The following is a 12,949-nucleotide window of genomic DNA, read 5'->3' as shown; positions in this document are numbered from 1 at the left end:
GAGGCGGCGAATTACTCGGAAATCAGGCGAAGTCTCGACATGGTTAATGGATGTGGAACGGCGCGCAGGGTGCTGATCCGGACTCCCCGCAAACGAAAAGCGGCGGAGCCATTGGCTCCGCCGCTCTTTTGCTTCGTCCCGCGTTCTGCGGGGTGATCCGCTCCTGCGGACCGAAGATCAGCCGAGGAGACGCAGGACGCCCTGGTCGGCCTGGTTGGCGAGGGAGAGCGCCTGCTGCGAGAGCTGCTGACGGGTCTGCAGCGCGAGCAGGGAGGCGGCTTCCTGGTTCAGGTCGGCGTTGACGAGATTATCCGCGCCGCTGGTCAGGACGTTCGCCATATCCTTGGTGAAGTCCTGGCGGGTCTGGACGACCGAGAGGCTCGCACCGAAGGTCGAGGAGAGTGACTTCAGCGAGGTCAGCGCGCCGGTCAGCGACTTGGTCGCCGCTTCCAGATCGGAGTCGTTCTGGAAGTTGGTGCTGCCGGCGAGCTGGGTGTTGCCAGCCTTGATGATGCCGAGGTTGTCGGAGTTCAGCTGGGTGCCCTGGACGTCGAGCTTGGTCTGGTTCTTGCCGGTCTTCTCGTTGAAGACGACCGACAGACGGTCACCGCCAAGCAGGTTGATGCCGTTGAAGCCGGCATCCTTGGCGAGATCGTCGATCTTGGTGCGCAGATCGTTGTACTGGTCGATCAGGTTCGAGCGCGTCGCCGACGTGATGGCCTGGCCCTTGATGCCGGTACCCGCCACGTTGTCCGCCGTCAAGAAATTGATCTTGGTGTTGCTATTGCCGGCGCCGGCGGCGGCGGCCTGCGAGGTGGTCGCGTCAGTGCCGACGCCGAAGCCGAACTGGACTTCTTCCGAGCCGGTGCCCTTGATGTTGAGCTGGCCCTTCTCATCGACGAAGGCGGTGGCGACGCCCGACTTGTTGATCTCGTTGACGAGATCGCGAACCGTCGTGGTGGTGGCGTCGAAGCTCGCGGTATAGGTCGTCGAGCCCGACTTCAGGAACACGGCAGCAGTGTTGTTGGTCGTCGTGTCGATGCCGATGTCACCGGCGGAGGTGGCAGTGGCAGCGTCAGCGACGGCATCCGCGCCGCCGATCTTCTTGTCGAGGGCGATGTCCTTCAGGCTCTTGCTGGTGGCGGTGACTTCCGCCGCGTTCGCCAAAGCCCCGCCGGCCTTGGTCGGGCGGTTCTGAGCCGCGTCGGCCTGGGCCTGCTTGATCGTCGACTGCAGCGAACCGACCAGCTTGGTGATGCCGTCGATGCCCTTGGAGGCAGCCTGGATGGTCTGAATGCCGTTCGAGATGCCGTCGAGCAGGCCGGTGAGCTGGCTCGAGCGATCATTCAGCGAAGCGGCGGTGAAGAAGTTGACCGGGCTGTCGATCGCGGAGTTGACCTTCTTGCCGGTGGCGAGACGGTTCTGGATCTGCGAGGACTGGGCGGCGGTCGATTGCAGCGTCGAGAGGTTGTTCCGGACGCCGGCAGAGAGAGAAACGGCCATATTTCGATACCTTCCTGGTATGGTGCCTTCTGGCGTCGAGACCGTTCTGGCCGCGACCGAGCGAGGATGCGGCCGATTTCGTAACGAGCGGTGAATCCAAGCCGGCGAATTGCCCACGATTTGGGCGAAGTCGCGAACTAGTTAACGAGCGTAAAATATTGCCACGCCGAGGTGCTGCAGCCTGGCTTCGCCTGCGCAAACGAAAAACGCCGCCGGCGAAGGCCGACGGCGTCAAGAGGTGAGGGGGCGGCAGGCTCAGGCGAGCCGCTCGACCTCGTGGCTGCGAGGAGCTTCCGCCTCGCGGTTGCGCTCGATGATCTCGCGCGACCAGATGCGCAGCTTCAGCAGCGTCTCGTCAGGGAGCTGCTCGACCACTTCGCCGGTGTCGCGGTTGGTCTTGCGCAGGATGACGCTGCGCGTCTTCGGCTCGATGTCGAGCCGCCGCTCGATCACGTCGCGCAACTCCTGCTGGTGCCGCTGCTCGTCGAAGCGGCGTTGCTGGGCCGTATCGTCCTGCTTGCTCTGCTGGCGCTGCGCGTCGGAGCGACGCTCCTCGGCGCGGGCGCGGATGTCGAGCTGGACGGGCTCCCCGGCGGGGACCGAACGGACGGTCTTCTCCGGAGGGAGCTCGACCGGCGTTGCGCCGTTCTGGACGGAAATATCGGTGCGTATCGTCGCCTGGACGGCACCGGTCGCGAACGTCTTGGGTGTCGCGCCGAAATCCATTCTGGACTCCTCTCGCAAAGGCGGACTTCTTCCAAGCCTGCGAGGATGCGGCAGAGAGTTGAATCTGCCGTTAGAGAAATTGGTAAATTGCAATGCGTTTTGTGCATTTCATGCGCGTCGACAGCGTTAATGCGGCTTAGGTCGAGTCTCGGCTCAGATTAACCATGCAGTTGTCCGCTTGCGGTGAGTTCCTGATCTGGATGTGCCGCAAGTGCTCGGATGCTTTTTCTTGAGGGTGCGGGTCTCACAAACTCTTCGAAATCACCAGCGGGCCGGCATTGGGCCGAGCGAAGACTCCGGCACCGACGGTCGCGGTCGGTCCGTAGCCGGGCGCCCTGTTCTGCTTGTTGGTGTCGACGGCCAGGTCACGCATGATCGATTCCGAGATCGCGCGGGCCGTCGCCAGCACGGTCTGGTTGAGGTCGATCAGCTCCTGGAAGGCGAAATGGGCGCTCTTCAGGCGCTTGACCCTCTCCGGGGCGAAGCGGGCGAGCGCCACGGCGTTCAATTTCACCTGCTCGACGCCCTTCATATAGACGCCGGCGAGCTCGGCCTTGCGCGCCTCGCGCTCCATCGCATCCTTGAGGCGCCCGGCCTTGACCAGCCCGGTCTCCTCGCCGACGACATGGGAGAGCGCGCTCAGCGTCTCCATCACGGCCTCGATCAGGCGTTCTGCCTCGCCGGCGTTCGAGACGCGCGGGCGTTCGTCGACGACGCGCATCCGCTCAACCATTGCCGGCTCCCGCCGGGGTGCTGGCCGATTTGCCGGCCGAAGCCTGGACCTGGATCAGGTCGCGCATGATCTGGTCAGAGAGGCCGACGCCGCCGGACTTCTGCATCTGCTTGGCGTATTCCTGCGTCAGCATCGAACGCCAGACGTCGCCGCCGGTGCCGTTCTCGCCGAGCGGGCCTTCGGTCCCGCTCGAGCTCATCATGGTCTGGGTGAAGTTCTCGAGAAAGACGGTCTCGAAATCGTCGGCGGTCTTCTTCGCCTTGGTGTTCTGCGTGGAGCTGAGCGCGTCGGCGATGCCGCCTGCCAGCTTGGTGGCGGCGCCGATGGCGAGCTTGGCGGCAGGAGCGGCGAGGAGGGCACTCATTACATCACCTCGATGTCGGCTTGCAGCGCGCCGGCTGCCTTGATGGCTTGCAGGATGGAGAGCAGGTCGCGCGGGCCGATGCCGAGCGCGTTCAGCCCGTCGACCAGCTCGCGCAAGGTGACGCTCTCCTTGACGAGGGCGAGCTTGTTGTTGCCCTCGGTGTCGACCTTGACGTTGCTGCGCGGGACGACGACGGTCCGGCCGTTACCGAACTCGTTGGGCTGGCTGACCTGCGGCTCCTCCGAGATCGTCACCGTCAGGTTGCCCTGGGCGACGGCGACGGTGGAGACGCGGACATCCTTGCCCATCACGATGATGCCGGAGCGCTCGTCGATGACGACGCGGGCACCCTGATCGGGCTCGACCCGGAGCTGCTCGATATCGGTGAGCAGGCGGATCATGTTGCCCTGGAAGCGCGGCGGGATCTGCAGCGCCACGGTCGACGGGTCGGTCGGCTCGGCCGAGTCGCCGCCGATGAAGTCGTTGATCGCGGCGGCGATGCGGCGGGCGGTGGTGAGATCGGGATTGCGCAGCGACAGGCGCAGCGTCTTCAGCTTGTTCAGGGCGAAGTCGATCTCGCGCTCGACCAGGCCGCCATTGGCGATGCGCCCGACGGTCGGCACGCCGCGGGTGATCTTGGCGGCCTCCGCCTCGGCCGAGAAGCCGGCGATCGCCACCGGGCCCTGCGAGACGGCGTAGACCTCGCCATCGGCGCCGAGCAGCGGGGTCGCGAGCAGCGTGCCGCCCTGCAGCGACTTGGCATCGCCCAGCGCCGAGACGGTGACGTCGAGGCGCGTGCCCTGGACGGCGAAAGGCGGCAGATTGGCGGTGATCATCACCGCCGCGACATTGGCGGTGCGCATGCTGGCGCCGCGGGTGTTGACGCCGAGGCGCTCCAGCATCGCCTGCAGCGATTGCTTGGTGAACGGCGCGTTGTTGAGTGTGTCGCCGGTGCCGTTGAGGCCGACGACGATGCCGTAGCCGAGGATCTGGTTGCTGCGCACGCCCTCGATCGAGGCGAGGTCCTTGATGCGCGAGAGTGCGGTGCCCATGCCGCCGCTGCCGGCGAAGGCGGTGCGCGAGACGCCGGCCTCGGCCGCGCCGTTGCGCGTCGGAGCGTAGCTGCTGACGCCATTGCCGCCACGGCTCGGCGGGGCCGCCGGAACAAGATCAGCCGCCATCGCGGCGCCGGCCAGCAGCAAGGCTGCAAGCGGCGTCAGCAGATGAAGGAGGCGGAGGGGGCGAGGCATTTGGCACCGGTTGAATCTGATGTCGCCACGCCGTTGCGAAGAGCGTGCCAATTCGAGAGAAAGCGAAAACGCTTTTTAATCAGGATTTTAGAGATGAGCGGCCTGGTTGCTCAGGGAAGGGTGGCCGGTGCAAAGCTGCCGCCCCCGGCAAATCCTGCCGGGTGGTTTACCGCTCGTTAACCACGTTGCCGGCACAAGGAAGTGGGTCGGGCAGCGTTCGTGCAGCGCCTTTTCAGGCCGACCTTGCGAGAGCGTGATGATCCGCATCGACCAGCGCAGTCCGATCTCCTCGACCACGTCGACCAGTCGCAGCGGCACGACCGGTGGCTCGAGCTTCCGCCTGCCGGCGCGCGAGAGCGCTGGCACGGCACAGGGCGCGGCCGTCAGCCATGCCGGCTCGCTCGACGGACTGCTCGCGGTCCAGGCCGAGGAGGACGGGCAGGAGCGCAAGCGGCGCCAGGCCCGGCGCGGCCACGATCTGCTCGACGGGCTCGACCGGCTCAAGGCTGCCCTGCTCTCCGGGCGCGTCTCGCCGGCCGAACTCGAGAGGCTGAAGGCGATGCTGTCGGCGCGGCGTGAGGCGACCGACGATCCGCGCCTCGACGAGGTCCTCGCCCATATCGAATTGCGCGCAGCGGTCGAGCTGGCGAAGCTCGGGTGCTGACGCTGGCGCGCTGCGCCTTCAAAAAAGCCGAAACGCAGTCATGCATCTCCGCGTTTGCCGGGGCGTTCCAGCACGTCGGAGCTGCAGCCTATGGATATGGTCTGGATCGGTCGCGGCGGAGCTCGGCTCGCGCTGGCGGCGTGGCTCGCATTGGTTTTGGCTGCGCTGACGCTTGTTCAGGCCCGTGCGCAGAGCCGCGGGGTGGAACGCTTCGAGAATGCCGGACCCTATCAAGTCGATACGATCGCCAAGCCGCTGTGCTGCGACAGCAGGGGCAATTCCGTTGAGGTCTACCTGCCGCGGGCGAGGCGGGCCGGCGAGACCTTTCCGGTCGTGACCTGGGGCAACGGCACCTGGGCAAAGCCGGAGAAATACGCCTTCCTGCTGCGGCATCTGGCGTCTTGGGGGATGATTGTGGTCGCGACGCGCGATTCCAGCACGGGCACCGGCGAGACCCTGCTCGATGCGCTCGCCTTGCTGGACCAGAGCGATCTGGCTGCGCGGGCGGATCGCAGGCGCATCGCTGCGATCGGGCATTCGCAGGGCGCTTCGGGGGCCTTCAACGCGGCTGCGGCTCCGTCTTCGAAGATCAGCACCACCGTGCTGATCGACCTGCCCGGTCGCCGCCTGTGCAACAGGGAGCATTGCGCGGCGATCCCGACAGGACTGCGGGAGAAGCAATCGATCCTGTTCCTGTCCGGCGAGAAGGACCCACTGTCGTCACCCGACATGATCGACGGCTATTTCAGTGAGGTTCCGGCCGGTCGCCTGCGGGCGAAGGCCGCGGTCGCCGGCGCGGACCACAACGACATCCAGGGCCAACCGGGCTGCCAGCCCTTCGCCATCGGCTGCCGGACCGGCATCGGCGCCTTCCTGCCCTACGTAACCGCCTGGCTGCGCTGGCAACTCGCTGGCGACAAGGCGGCAGCGGCCATCTTCAGCGGAAAAGGCGCGCTGTTCCTCCGCGATCCCGACCTGACCGGAGCGGTGGTTGACCGCTGAGGCAGATCGCCGTTGTTTCCGATCAGCGGATGAACTGATCGGCGTAGTCCGCTCCGAGCCCGTTGGTGGCGTAATGCGCCCGGCATTTGTCGAGCCGGGTGAAGACATCGTCATAGCCAAGGCATTTGCCGTCCGGGTCGACATAGATCATCGCGCCGTTGACCTGGAACATGGTGATCATCTCCTCGACATCGGGATCGACCACCAGCGTATGGGTCTCGCCGGGCGCCTCGTAGACATAGGAGCCCTCGGTCGCGGTCCAGTCATGTTCGAGATAGCGCCACTTTCCCCGCAGCACATAACCATGGACGGGCTGGGGATGGCGGTGGCGCGAGAGCACGCCGGCGCGGCGTACGCGCAGCAGGTTCATCCAGTAGCCACGCGTCACCGAGAGGCAAAGCGGGCGGAACCAGACATTGTCGTCGACCGGCACCCAGACGCGCTCATCCTCCGGGATGACGTTCGGTACGATCAGCTCCGGCGGGGAATCCTTCGGCTGCGGATGACGATAGGGGGTCCAGCGCTCCTCGGTGCTGACCTGGACGGGGACCGGGCTGACCTTGTTCATCGCATTTCCTCCGGTTGAGCTTTTGATTCAGCTGGCTCGCGACCGATTCAGGAAGCGCGGCCAGATCGTTGATGTTTCTTAGGTATTTCAGACCGCGAGATAGCCGCCGTCGACCGGCAGGATCGTGCCGGTGATGAAGCGGGCGGCATCCGAGAGCAGGAACAGCACCGCGCCGCCGACATCGCCCGGCTCGCCCCAGCGATTCATCGGGGTGCGCGACAGGATCGGGGCGGAGCGGGCGGCATCTTCGACGAGCGGCCTGGTCAATTCGGTCGCGATCCAGCCGGGCGCGACCGCGTTGACGCGGATGCCGTCCTGCGCCCAGGCGGCGGCGAGCGATTTGGTCAACTGCCCGACGCCGCCCTTCGAGGCGGCGTAGCCCGGCGCGTAGGCCGAGCCGTGGAAGGTCAGCATCGAGGCGGTGTTGACGATCGCGCCCTTGGCTTGGGCGAGCTTGTCCTTCGCCGCCAGGCACATCCTCATCGAGCCGGTGAGGTTGACCTCGAGCGTCAACCGGAAGGCCTCGATCTCGAACTCCTTGCCACCGCGCTGGATCATGCCGGCGCAGTTGACGAGGGCGTCGATGCGCTCGCAGCCGGCGATGATCGCGGCGACCTGCGCATCGCTGGTGACGTCGAGCCTGGCATGACGGATCGCGGCATGGGTGGGCGTCGCCGCGACCTCGTCCTCGGTGAGGCCGGTGGCGAGGACCTGATAGCCGGCCTCGGCAAGTGCAAGCGCGGCGCCTGCGCCGATGCCGCGGGTGCCGCCGGTAACGAGGGCGAGGGGGGAGGAGGAGCTTGTCATGGCTCCAATCTAAATCGGTTCGCAGCATTGCCAACTGCGTTGCAGGGCGGGGCGCCCTGCGTCGGGGTGCGGGGGACATCGGTCACGCCCCCGCACGTTGCCCAAAAGGCCGGCTTCCCCCTGGCAGCGGAACCCGCTAGGAAGCGCGCGGGCCGGTAGTAGCGCTCAGCTGCTGCCTGCAATCGTTCCAGACTGACCAGAGCAGGGGTCGCATCACATGAGCAAGATCAAGGTCGCCAACCCGGTCGTCGACATGGACGGCGACGAGATGACCCGCATCATCTGGCAGCACATCAAGGACAAGCTGATCTTCCCCTATCTCGACCTCGAGCTCGATTATTTCGACCTCTCGGTCCAGAATCGCGACGCGACCGACGACCAGGTCACGATCGACGCCGCCAACGCCACCAAGAAGCATGGCGTCGCAGTCAAGTGCGCCACCATCACGCCCGACGAGGCGCGCGTGAAGGAGTTCAACCTCAAGTCGATGTGGAAGAGCCCGAACGGCACGATCCGCAACATCCTCGGCGGCGTGATCTTCCGCGAGCCGATCATCTGCAAGAACGTGCCGCGCCTGGTGCCGGGCTGGACCCAGCCGATCGTCATCGGCCGCCATGCCTATGGCGACCAGTATCGCGCCACCGACTTCAAGTTCCCCGGCAAGGGCACGCTCTCGATCAAGTTCGTCGGCGAGGACGGCAATGTCATCGAGAAGGAGGTCTTCAAGGCCCCGGACGCCGGCGTCGCCATGGCGATGTACAATCTCGACGATTCGATCCGCGATTTCGCCCGGGCCTCGCTGAACTACGGCCTGCTGCGCAAGTACCCGGTCTATCTCTCGACCAAGAACACCATCCTCAAGACCTATGACGGGCGCTTCAAGGACATCTTCCAGGAGATTTTCGACGCCGAGTTCAAGGCGGAGTTCGACAAGCTCGGCATCACCTATGAGCACCGTCTGATCGACGACATGGTGGCGTCGGCGATGAAGTGGTCGGGCGGCTATGTCTGGGCCTGCAAGAACTACGATGGCGACGTGCAGTCGGACACGGTGGCGCAGGGCTTCGGCTCGCTCGGCCTGATGACCTCGGTGCTGATGACGCCGGACGGCAAGACCGTCGAGGCCGAGGCCGCGCACGGCACGGTGACCCGCCACTACCGCGAGCACCAGAAGGGCAAGGAGACCTCGACCAACTCGATCGCCTCGATCTTCGCCTGGACCCGCGGCCTGTCGCACCGCGCCAAGCTCGACAACAATGCAGAGCTCGCCAAGTTCGCGCAGCTGCTGGAGAAGGTCACGGTCGACACCGTCGAGGCCGGCGACATGACCAAGGACCTGGCGCTGCTGGTCGGCCCCGACCAGAAGTTCCTCTCGACCACCGGCTTCCTCGACAAGGTCAGCGACAACCTGCGCAAGGCGATGAACGCGTAAGCGGCGCTAGCCCGGTTGCAAAAACAGAAGCCCGGCCGTTCTGGCCGGGCTTTTTGTTGCGCCCGGAAGCGGCGCCCGCTTCCGGGCGCAACTGCGAGCGCCTTCAGGAGCCGGTCCGGCGAGATCTGGCGTATGCCGCCCGAGCTTCAGCGATGGGGCTGCTCCAGATGGCGCAGATAGGCGCAGAACATGTCGGCGAGGGCGTCGGCATAGGCCTGGATTTCGGCATCGCTCCTCGCTGTTTCCGAGAACTCCTTGCCGACGGCGCTCAGCGTCATGGTGATGAGGCTTTTAGCCAGGGCGCGTTCACCGGTCGAAGCCGCTGGCAGCGCCGCCGCCATGAACCTCTCGAAAAGCCGGTTGCCGGCCGCGCGCGCCTCCCGCGCCTCAGGGGCGTCGCGATAGAGCGGAGCTGCATCGTTGAGCGCGATGCGCACCGCAGCCTCGTCGCATTCGGACCGGATGAAGGCATGGACCAGCGCTCGCAAACGGGCGAGCGGCGGCTTGCTGGCATCGCCGAGGATATCGGCCAGCATGGCGTTGGTCTGTCGCCATTCATCGCTCTGCAGCCGGAACAGGATGGCCGCCTTGTTCGGGAAATACTGATACAGTGAGCCGACACTGACGCCGGCCTTCTCGGCCACGCGCGCCGCGGTGAAGCGCTGAGCGCCTTCCTTTGCCAGAACCTGAACAGCGGCTTCCAGAATGGCCGCGACCAGCTCCGCCGAGCGCGCCTGCTTCGGCGTTTTTCGTGAGGAAATCCGGGAGGTTGGCTGGTCGGCCATGTCGCGCTCCGCCAATGCGAATAGGAAACGCGACGAATTATTCGTATTTTTTGCGCCGGAACAAGAACCAACCACTCTAGACCGGAGCACCCCTGTGACGACCCTGACGACTGCCCCGCTCGCGCCTCTTCTCGACCAGCTGTTCGAACGGGCGAGCGCCGCCCCCAGCCCAGCGCTCATGGGCCTCTCTCCTGCGGAGCGTGACCGCCTTGTGCGCAGCAAGACCGAATATCTCGACCTCTACGGCCGCCTGAAGGACCTCTGGCTTCCGGTCTCGCGGGAGGCGGGCCAGCTGCTCTACATGCTGGCGCGCAGCAGCCGGGCCCGGACGATCGTCGAGTTCGGCACCTCCTTCGGCATCTCGACCCTGCATCTTGCCGCTGCCCTGCGCGACAATGGTGGGGGACGCCTGATCACCACCGAATTCGAGCCCTCGAAGGTGGCGCAGGCCCGCAAGCACCTGACTGCAGGCGGCCTCGCCGACCTCGTCGAGATCAGGGAAGGGGATGCCTTGAAGACGCTCGCGACCGATCTGCCCGAACAGGTCGACCTGCTGCTGCTCGACGGTGCCAAATCGCTCTACCCCGACATCCTGAGCCTGCTGGAGGGCAGCCTGCGCCTGGGTTCGTTCGTCGTCGCGGACAATGCCGACGACTCCCCGGATTATCTCGAGCGGGTGCGTGCGCCCGGCAGTGGCTACCTGTCCATCCCCTTCGCCGAGGATGTCGAATTGTCGATGCGCATCGGCTGATCTGCGCGACGACAGGCGATATAAGCGTCTCGTATCGGGTTTCGGCGGCCTGCTGCCTCACGGCATCGAGTTGTGTGGAAACCCTGCGAGGAGGCGGGAGCCGACATGACCGTGACGACGCCCATTCTCACCGGCGGCTGCCAGTGCGGCGCGGTGCGCTACCGGCTGCTGAAGCCGCCGCACAAGGTCTCGGTCTGCTTCTGCCGGATGTGCCAGAAGGCTGTCGGCAATTATTTCGGCGCCTTCGCCTCGTCCCGCATCGCCGACGTGGTCTGGACGCGCGGGACGCCTTCGGTCTTCCGCTCGTCGGAGGTCGCCGAGCGCGGCTTCTGCCGCGATTGCGGCACGCCGCTGAGCTTCAGCTATCCCGGCGCGGGCTCGCTCTCGCTCGCGGTCGGCAGTCTCGACGATGCCATCGCCTTTTCCCCGACCCATGCCTATGGCATCGAGGGCAGGGCGCCCTGGTTCGACGCGCTGTGCCGCCTGGAGGGCACGCGCACCGAGGACGATATCCCGGCGGATGAGCTGCAAGGATATCGCTCGCGTCAGCATCCCGATCATGATTGAGCGCTACTCGACCATGACCTCGCGCCGTGCCAGCACGCGCGGGCCGGTGAGGGGCGCGTCCATCACATAGCGCAGCTCATAGATCCCGGGCTCGGCCGGCGCCTCCAGCGTGCTCTCGACATTCTCGGCCGGGAAGAAATTCGGCCCCTGCGCCTCCGGCGGCGCCTCCGGCTTGACCAGCACGACGCGGTCGCGGTCACCATTGGGGCCGATGCCGCGCACGGGCAGGGGATTGCCGCGCGCGACGCGGGCGGGGGCGGCGAGCGTCGCAGTCGGTTCTGTCGTCACCAGCGGCTGGCGCAGCAGGATGACCGGCTTGCCGTCGCTCTCACCGAGCAGGCGCCATTCGAAGCTGCCGACCTCGCCCGGCGCCGGCAGCGACAGCGCCGGGACCTGACCGAGCGGAGAGGCGACGATCGCCGCGTCTGGCGGATCGCCCGGCCGGCTGATGGCGAGGCGGGCATTGGCCGGGGCGCGGCTGACGAAGACGGTCGCCATGGCGCCGGCCATCAGCGTGCGCGGCGCCGACAGGCTCGGGCCTTGCGGCGGGCGCTGCTGCGGCCGCGGCTGCTGTGCCATGGCAGGGCTGCCTGCACAGAGGAGCAGGGCGAGGATCGTGCGGCGGGTGAGTATCATACTGCAGCAAGTCGATGGAGATGGGCGGCGAGTTCCGGGTGGCGCAGCATGAGCAGGCGAAAGTCGGCAGGATCAAGGACGAGCAGCTTGGTCGCGACCGTGGCACGCGCTGCGATGCCGCCCTCGGCAGCCGCGAGTTCGGTCAGACAGAGCTCGCCGAAATAGCAGCCTTCGTCGAGCCGGCGGCTGCCATCGGGCGCGACGAGCTCGACCTCGCCGCTGGCGACGAAATAGAGCGAGTGGGCCGGCTCGTGCGGGCGCAGCACGACGCCGCCGCCGCGCACGGTCTGGGCGCGCAGCGCATGCATGATCTCGGCGATCTCGGCAGCGTTGAGGCCACTGAACAGCGGCACGCGCGCCAGCATGCTCCAGGTGACGACGAATTCGCGCCGGTGGATCTCCTGGGCGAAGGCGGTGGCGATGATGCCGACCGGCAGCGCCAGCATGACGAGACCCATCACCGCGGTCAGCGACGCCACGACCTTGCCGAGCGGGCTGATCGGAAACGCGTCGCCATAGCCGACCGTGGTCAGCGTCACGATCGCCCACCACATCGCATCGGGGATGGTGCCGAACTTGTCGGGCTGGACATCGTGCTCGACGAAATGCATCGCGGTCGCCGCGAGCAGCATCACGCCGATCAGGATGACGACGCAGGCGGCGAGCGCCTTGCGTTCGGCATGCAGCGCCGTGCCGAGGGAGGCCATGCCGGGCGAATAGCGCCCGAGCTTGAAGAAGCGCAGTAGCCGGAAGAGCAGCAGGATCTTGAGATCGCTGTAGCCGAGCAGGGCGGCGTAGAGCGGCACGGTGGCGAGGAAATCGAGCAGCGCCGGCGGCGACAGCGCATAGGCGCGCCGTGCGGCCCAATCGCTCATGCCGCGATAGCGCGCATGCTCGGGCGCGACCCAGAGCCGGACCGCATATTCGAGCGTGAACAGCACGGTCGAGACCAGCTCGATCCTATGGAACAGCCGGTCATGAGCAACGGCGAGCCGCGGCACCGATTCCAGCACCAGCGCCGTGATGTTGACGACGATCAGCGCCACCAGCGCGCCATGGACGAGCCTGGCCGAGAGATCGTCGCCGGCGCCATGGTCGATGATCAGATGCGCCCGCCGCCGCCAGCTCATGCCAGGCTGCGGGGCGGCGGGCATGGCCATG

15 protein-coding genes are annotated in these 12,949 nt (G+C 66.4%); 5 read left to right on the top strand and 10 right to left on the bottom strand.

All coding sequences use genetic code 11. The features are described 5' to 3' along the window. Positions 1–177: 177 nt before the first annotated feature. From AC1DS0_RS15180 to AC1DS0_RS15160, 5 genes are all read right to left on the bottom strand, one after another. Positions 178–1,503 (bottom strand): flagellin N-terminal helical domain-containing protein, encoded by a 1,326-nt coding sequence (locus AC1DS0_RS15180; protein ID WP_476815127.1) that lies wholly within the window; start codon positions 1,501–1,503, stop codon positions 178–180. 255 nt (positions 1,504–1,758) lie between these two features. After that, complete coding sequence (locus tag AC1DS0_RS15175) at positions 1,759–2,229, bottom strand: hypothetical protein (protein ID WP_476815126.1); 471 nt, start codon at positions 2,227–2,229, stop codon at positions 1,759–1,761. 244 nt (positions 2,230–2,473) lie between these two features. Beyond that, positions 2,474–2,962, bottom strand: a complete 489-nt coding sequence (locus tag AC1DS0_RS15170) for a hypothetical protein (RefSeq protein ID WP_476815125.1) — start codon at positions 2,960–2,962, stop codon at positions 2,474–2,476. Continuing rightward, entirely contained in the window at positions 2,955–3,326 is a 372-nt protein-coding gene (locus AC1DS0_RS15165) for a rod-binding protein (RefSeq protein ID WP_476815124.1), read from the bottom strand. The genes AC1DS0_RS15170 and AC1DS0_RS15165 overlap by 8 nt, the downstream gene beginning before the upstream one ends. Next, positions 3,326–4,378, bottom strand: coding sequence for a flagellar basal body P-ring protein FlgI (locus AC1DS0_RS15160; RefSeq protein ID WP_476815175.1), 1,053 nt, complete (start codon positions 4,376–4,378; stop codon positions 3,326–3,328). Before AC1DS0_RS15160 ends, AC1DS0_RS15165 begins: the two co-directional genes overlap by 1 nt. 454 nt (positions 4,379–4,832) lie before the next feature. Between AC1DS0_RS15160 and AC1DS0_RS15155 the strand changes: the two genes are divergently transcribed. Both AC1DS0_RS15155 and AC1DS0_RS15150 read left to right on the top strand, forming a co-directional pair. Continuing rightward, positions 4,833–5,240, top strand: coding sequence for a flagellar assembly protein FliX (locus AC1DS0_RS15155; RefSeq protein ID WP_476815123.1), 408 nt, complete (start codon positions 4,833–4,835; stop codon positions 5,238–5,240). Positions 5,241–5,330: 90 nt separating this feature from the next. Beyond that, complete coding sequence (locus AC1DS0_RS15150; protein ID WP_476815122.1) at positions 5,331–6,242, top strand: hypothetical protein; 912 nt, start codon at positions 5,331–5,333, stop codon at positions 6,240–6,242. A gap of 22 nt (positions 6,243–6,264) precedes the next feature. On the opposite strand, the gene AC1DS0_RS15145 is transcribed toward AC1DS0_RS15150, so the two are convergent. Then, positions 6,265–6,810 carry a 2,4'-dihydroxyacetophenone dioxygenase family protein gene (locus AC1DS0_RS15145; protein ID WP_137882296.1) on the bottom strand — a complete coding sequence of 182 codons (546 nt, stop codon included), beginning with the start codon at positions 6,808–6,810 and terminating at the stop codon, positions 6,265–6,267. Between the two features lie 87 nt (positions 6,811–6,897). Next, positions 6,898–7,617, bottom strand: coding sequence for an SDR family NAD(P)-dependent oxidoreductase (locus AC1DS0_RS15140; RefSeq protein ID WP_476815121.1), 720 nt, complete (start codon positions 7,615–7,617; stop codon positions 6,898–6,900). A gap of 217 nt (positions 7,618–7,834) precedes the next feature. Here AC1DS0_RS15140 and AC1DS0_RS15135 point away from each other — a divergent pair, with 217 nt between their 5' ends. Next, positions 7,835–9,049, top strand: a complete 1,215-nt coding sequence (locus AC1DS0_RS15135) for an NADP-dependent isocitrate dehydrogenase (protein ID WP_476815120.1) — start codon at positions 7,835–7,837, stop codon at positions 9,047–9,049. A 146-nt stretch (positions 9,050–9,195) separates the two neighbouring features. Here the strand turns inward: AC1DS0_RS15135 and AC1DS0_RS15130 are convergent, their stop codons facing one another. Continuing rightward, entirely contained in the window at positions 9,196–9,834 is a 639-nt protein-coding gene (locus tag AC1DS0_RS15130) for a TetR/AcrR family transcriptional regulator (protein WP_476815119.1), read from the bottom strand. A 94-nt stretch (positions 9,835–9,928) separates the two neighbouring features. Here AC1DS0_RS15130 and AC1DS0_RS15125 point away from each other — a divergent pair, with 94 nt between their 5' ends. Further along, the gene (locus AC1DS0_RS15125) at positions 9,929–10,585 is read left to right on the top strand and encodes an O-methyltransferase (RefSeq protein WP_476815118.1); all 657 of its coding nucleotides are present in this window, start codon (positions 9,929–9,931) and stop codon (positions 10,583–10,585) included. Between the two features lie 105 nt (positions 10,586–10,690). After that, on the top strand, positions 10,691–11,152 hold the full coding sequence (locus AC1DS0_RS15120; RefSeq protein WP_476815117.1) for a GFA family protein: 462 nt from the start codon (positions 10,691–10,693) through the stop codon (positions 11,150–11,152). 3 nt (positions 11,153–11,155) lie between these two features. Here AC1DS0_RS15120 and AC1DS0_RS15115 read toward each other — a convergent pair whose 3' ends face one another. Then, positions 11,156–11,731 carry a hypothetical protein gene (locus AC1DS0_RS15115; RefSeq protein ID WP_476815116.1) on the bottom strand — a complete coding sequence of 192 codons (576 nt, stop codon included), beginning with the start codon at positions 11,729–11,731 and terminating at the stop codon, positions 11,156–11,158. A gap of 53 nt (positions 11,732–11,784) precedes the next feature. Further along, positions 11,785–12,948 (bottom strand): cyclic nucleotide-gated ion channel, encoded by a 1,164-nt coding sequence (locus tag AC1DS0_RS15110; RefSeq protein WP_476815115.1) that lies wholly within the window; start codon positions 12,946–12,948, stop codon positions 11,785–11,787. Position 12,949 lies beyond the last annotated feature (1 nt).

This window comes from Allobosea sp. P4_H5 (genome assembly GCF_056400825.1).
The sequence above is the reverse complement of the archived record's forward strand: the minus strand, read 5'-3'. Positions and strand labels throughout refer to the sequence as shown.

Bases quoted from the DNA above. Each gene is read 5' to 3' on its own strand.
- AC1DS0_RS15180 (WP_476815127.1), bottom strand. From the start codon at position 1,503: ATGGCCGTTTCTCTCTCTGCCGGCGTCCGGAACAACCTCTCGACGCTG.
- AC1DS0_RS15175 (WP_476815126.1), bottom strand. From the start codon at position 2,229: ATGGATTTCGGCGCGACACCCAAGACGTTCGCGACCGGTGCCGTCCAG.
- AC1DS0_RS15170 (WP_476815125.1), bottom strand. From the start codon at position 2,962: ATGGTTGAGCGGATGCGCGTCGTCGACGAACGCCCGCGCGTCTCGAAC.
- AC1DS0_RS15165 (WP_476815124.1), bottom strand. From the start codon at position 3,326: ATGAGTGCCCTCCTCGCCGCTCCTGCCGCCAAGCTCGCCATCGGCGCC.
- AC1DS0_RS15160 (WP_476815175.1), bottom strand. From the start codon at position 4,378: ATGGGCACCGCACTCTCGCGCATCAAGGACCTCGCCTCGATCGAGGGC.
- AC1DS0_RS15155 (WP_476815123.1), top strand. From the start codon at position 4,833: ATGATCCGCATCGACCAGCGCAGTCCGATCTCCTCGACCACGTCGACC.
- AC1DS0_RS15150 (WP_476815122.1), top strand. From the start codon at position 5,331: ATGGATATGGTCTGGATCGGTCGCGGCGGAGCTCGGCTCGCGCTGGCG.
- AC1DS0_RS15145 (WP_137882296.1), bottom strand. From the start codon at position 6,810: ATGAACAAGGTCAGCCCGGTCCCCGTCCAGGTCAGCACCGAGGAGCGC.
- AC1DS0_RS15140 (WP_476815121.1), bottom strand. From the start codon at position 7,617: ATGACAAGCTCCTCCTCCCCCCTCGCCCTCGTTACCGGCGGCACCCGC.
- AC1DS0_RS15135 (WP_476815120.1), top strand. From the start codon at position 7,835: ATGAGCAAGATCAAGGTCGCCAACCCGGTCGTCGACATGGACGGCGAC.
- AC1DS0_RS15130 (WP_476815119.1), bottom strand. From the start codon at position 9,834: ATGGCCGACCAGCCAACCTCCCGGATTTCCTCACGAAAAACGCCGAAG.
- AC1DS0_RS15120 (WP_476815117.1), top strand. From the start codon at position 10,691: ATGACCGTGACGACGCCCATTCTCACCGGCGGCTGCCAGTGCGGCGCG.
- AC1DS0_RS15115 (WP_476815116.1), bottom strand. From the start codon at position 11,731: ATGGCACAGCAGCCGCGGCCGCAGCAGCGCCCGCCGCAAGGCCCGAGC.
- AC1DS0_RS15110 (WP_476815115.1), bottom strand. From the start codon at position 12,948: ATGGCCATGCCCGCCGCCCCGCAGCCTGGCATGAGCTGGCGGCGGCGG.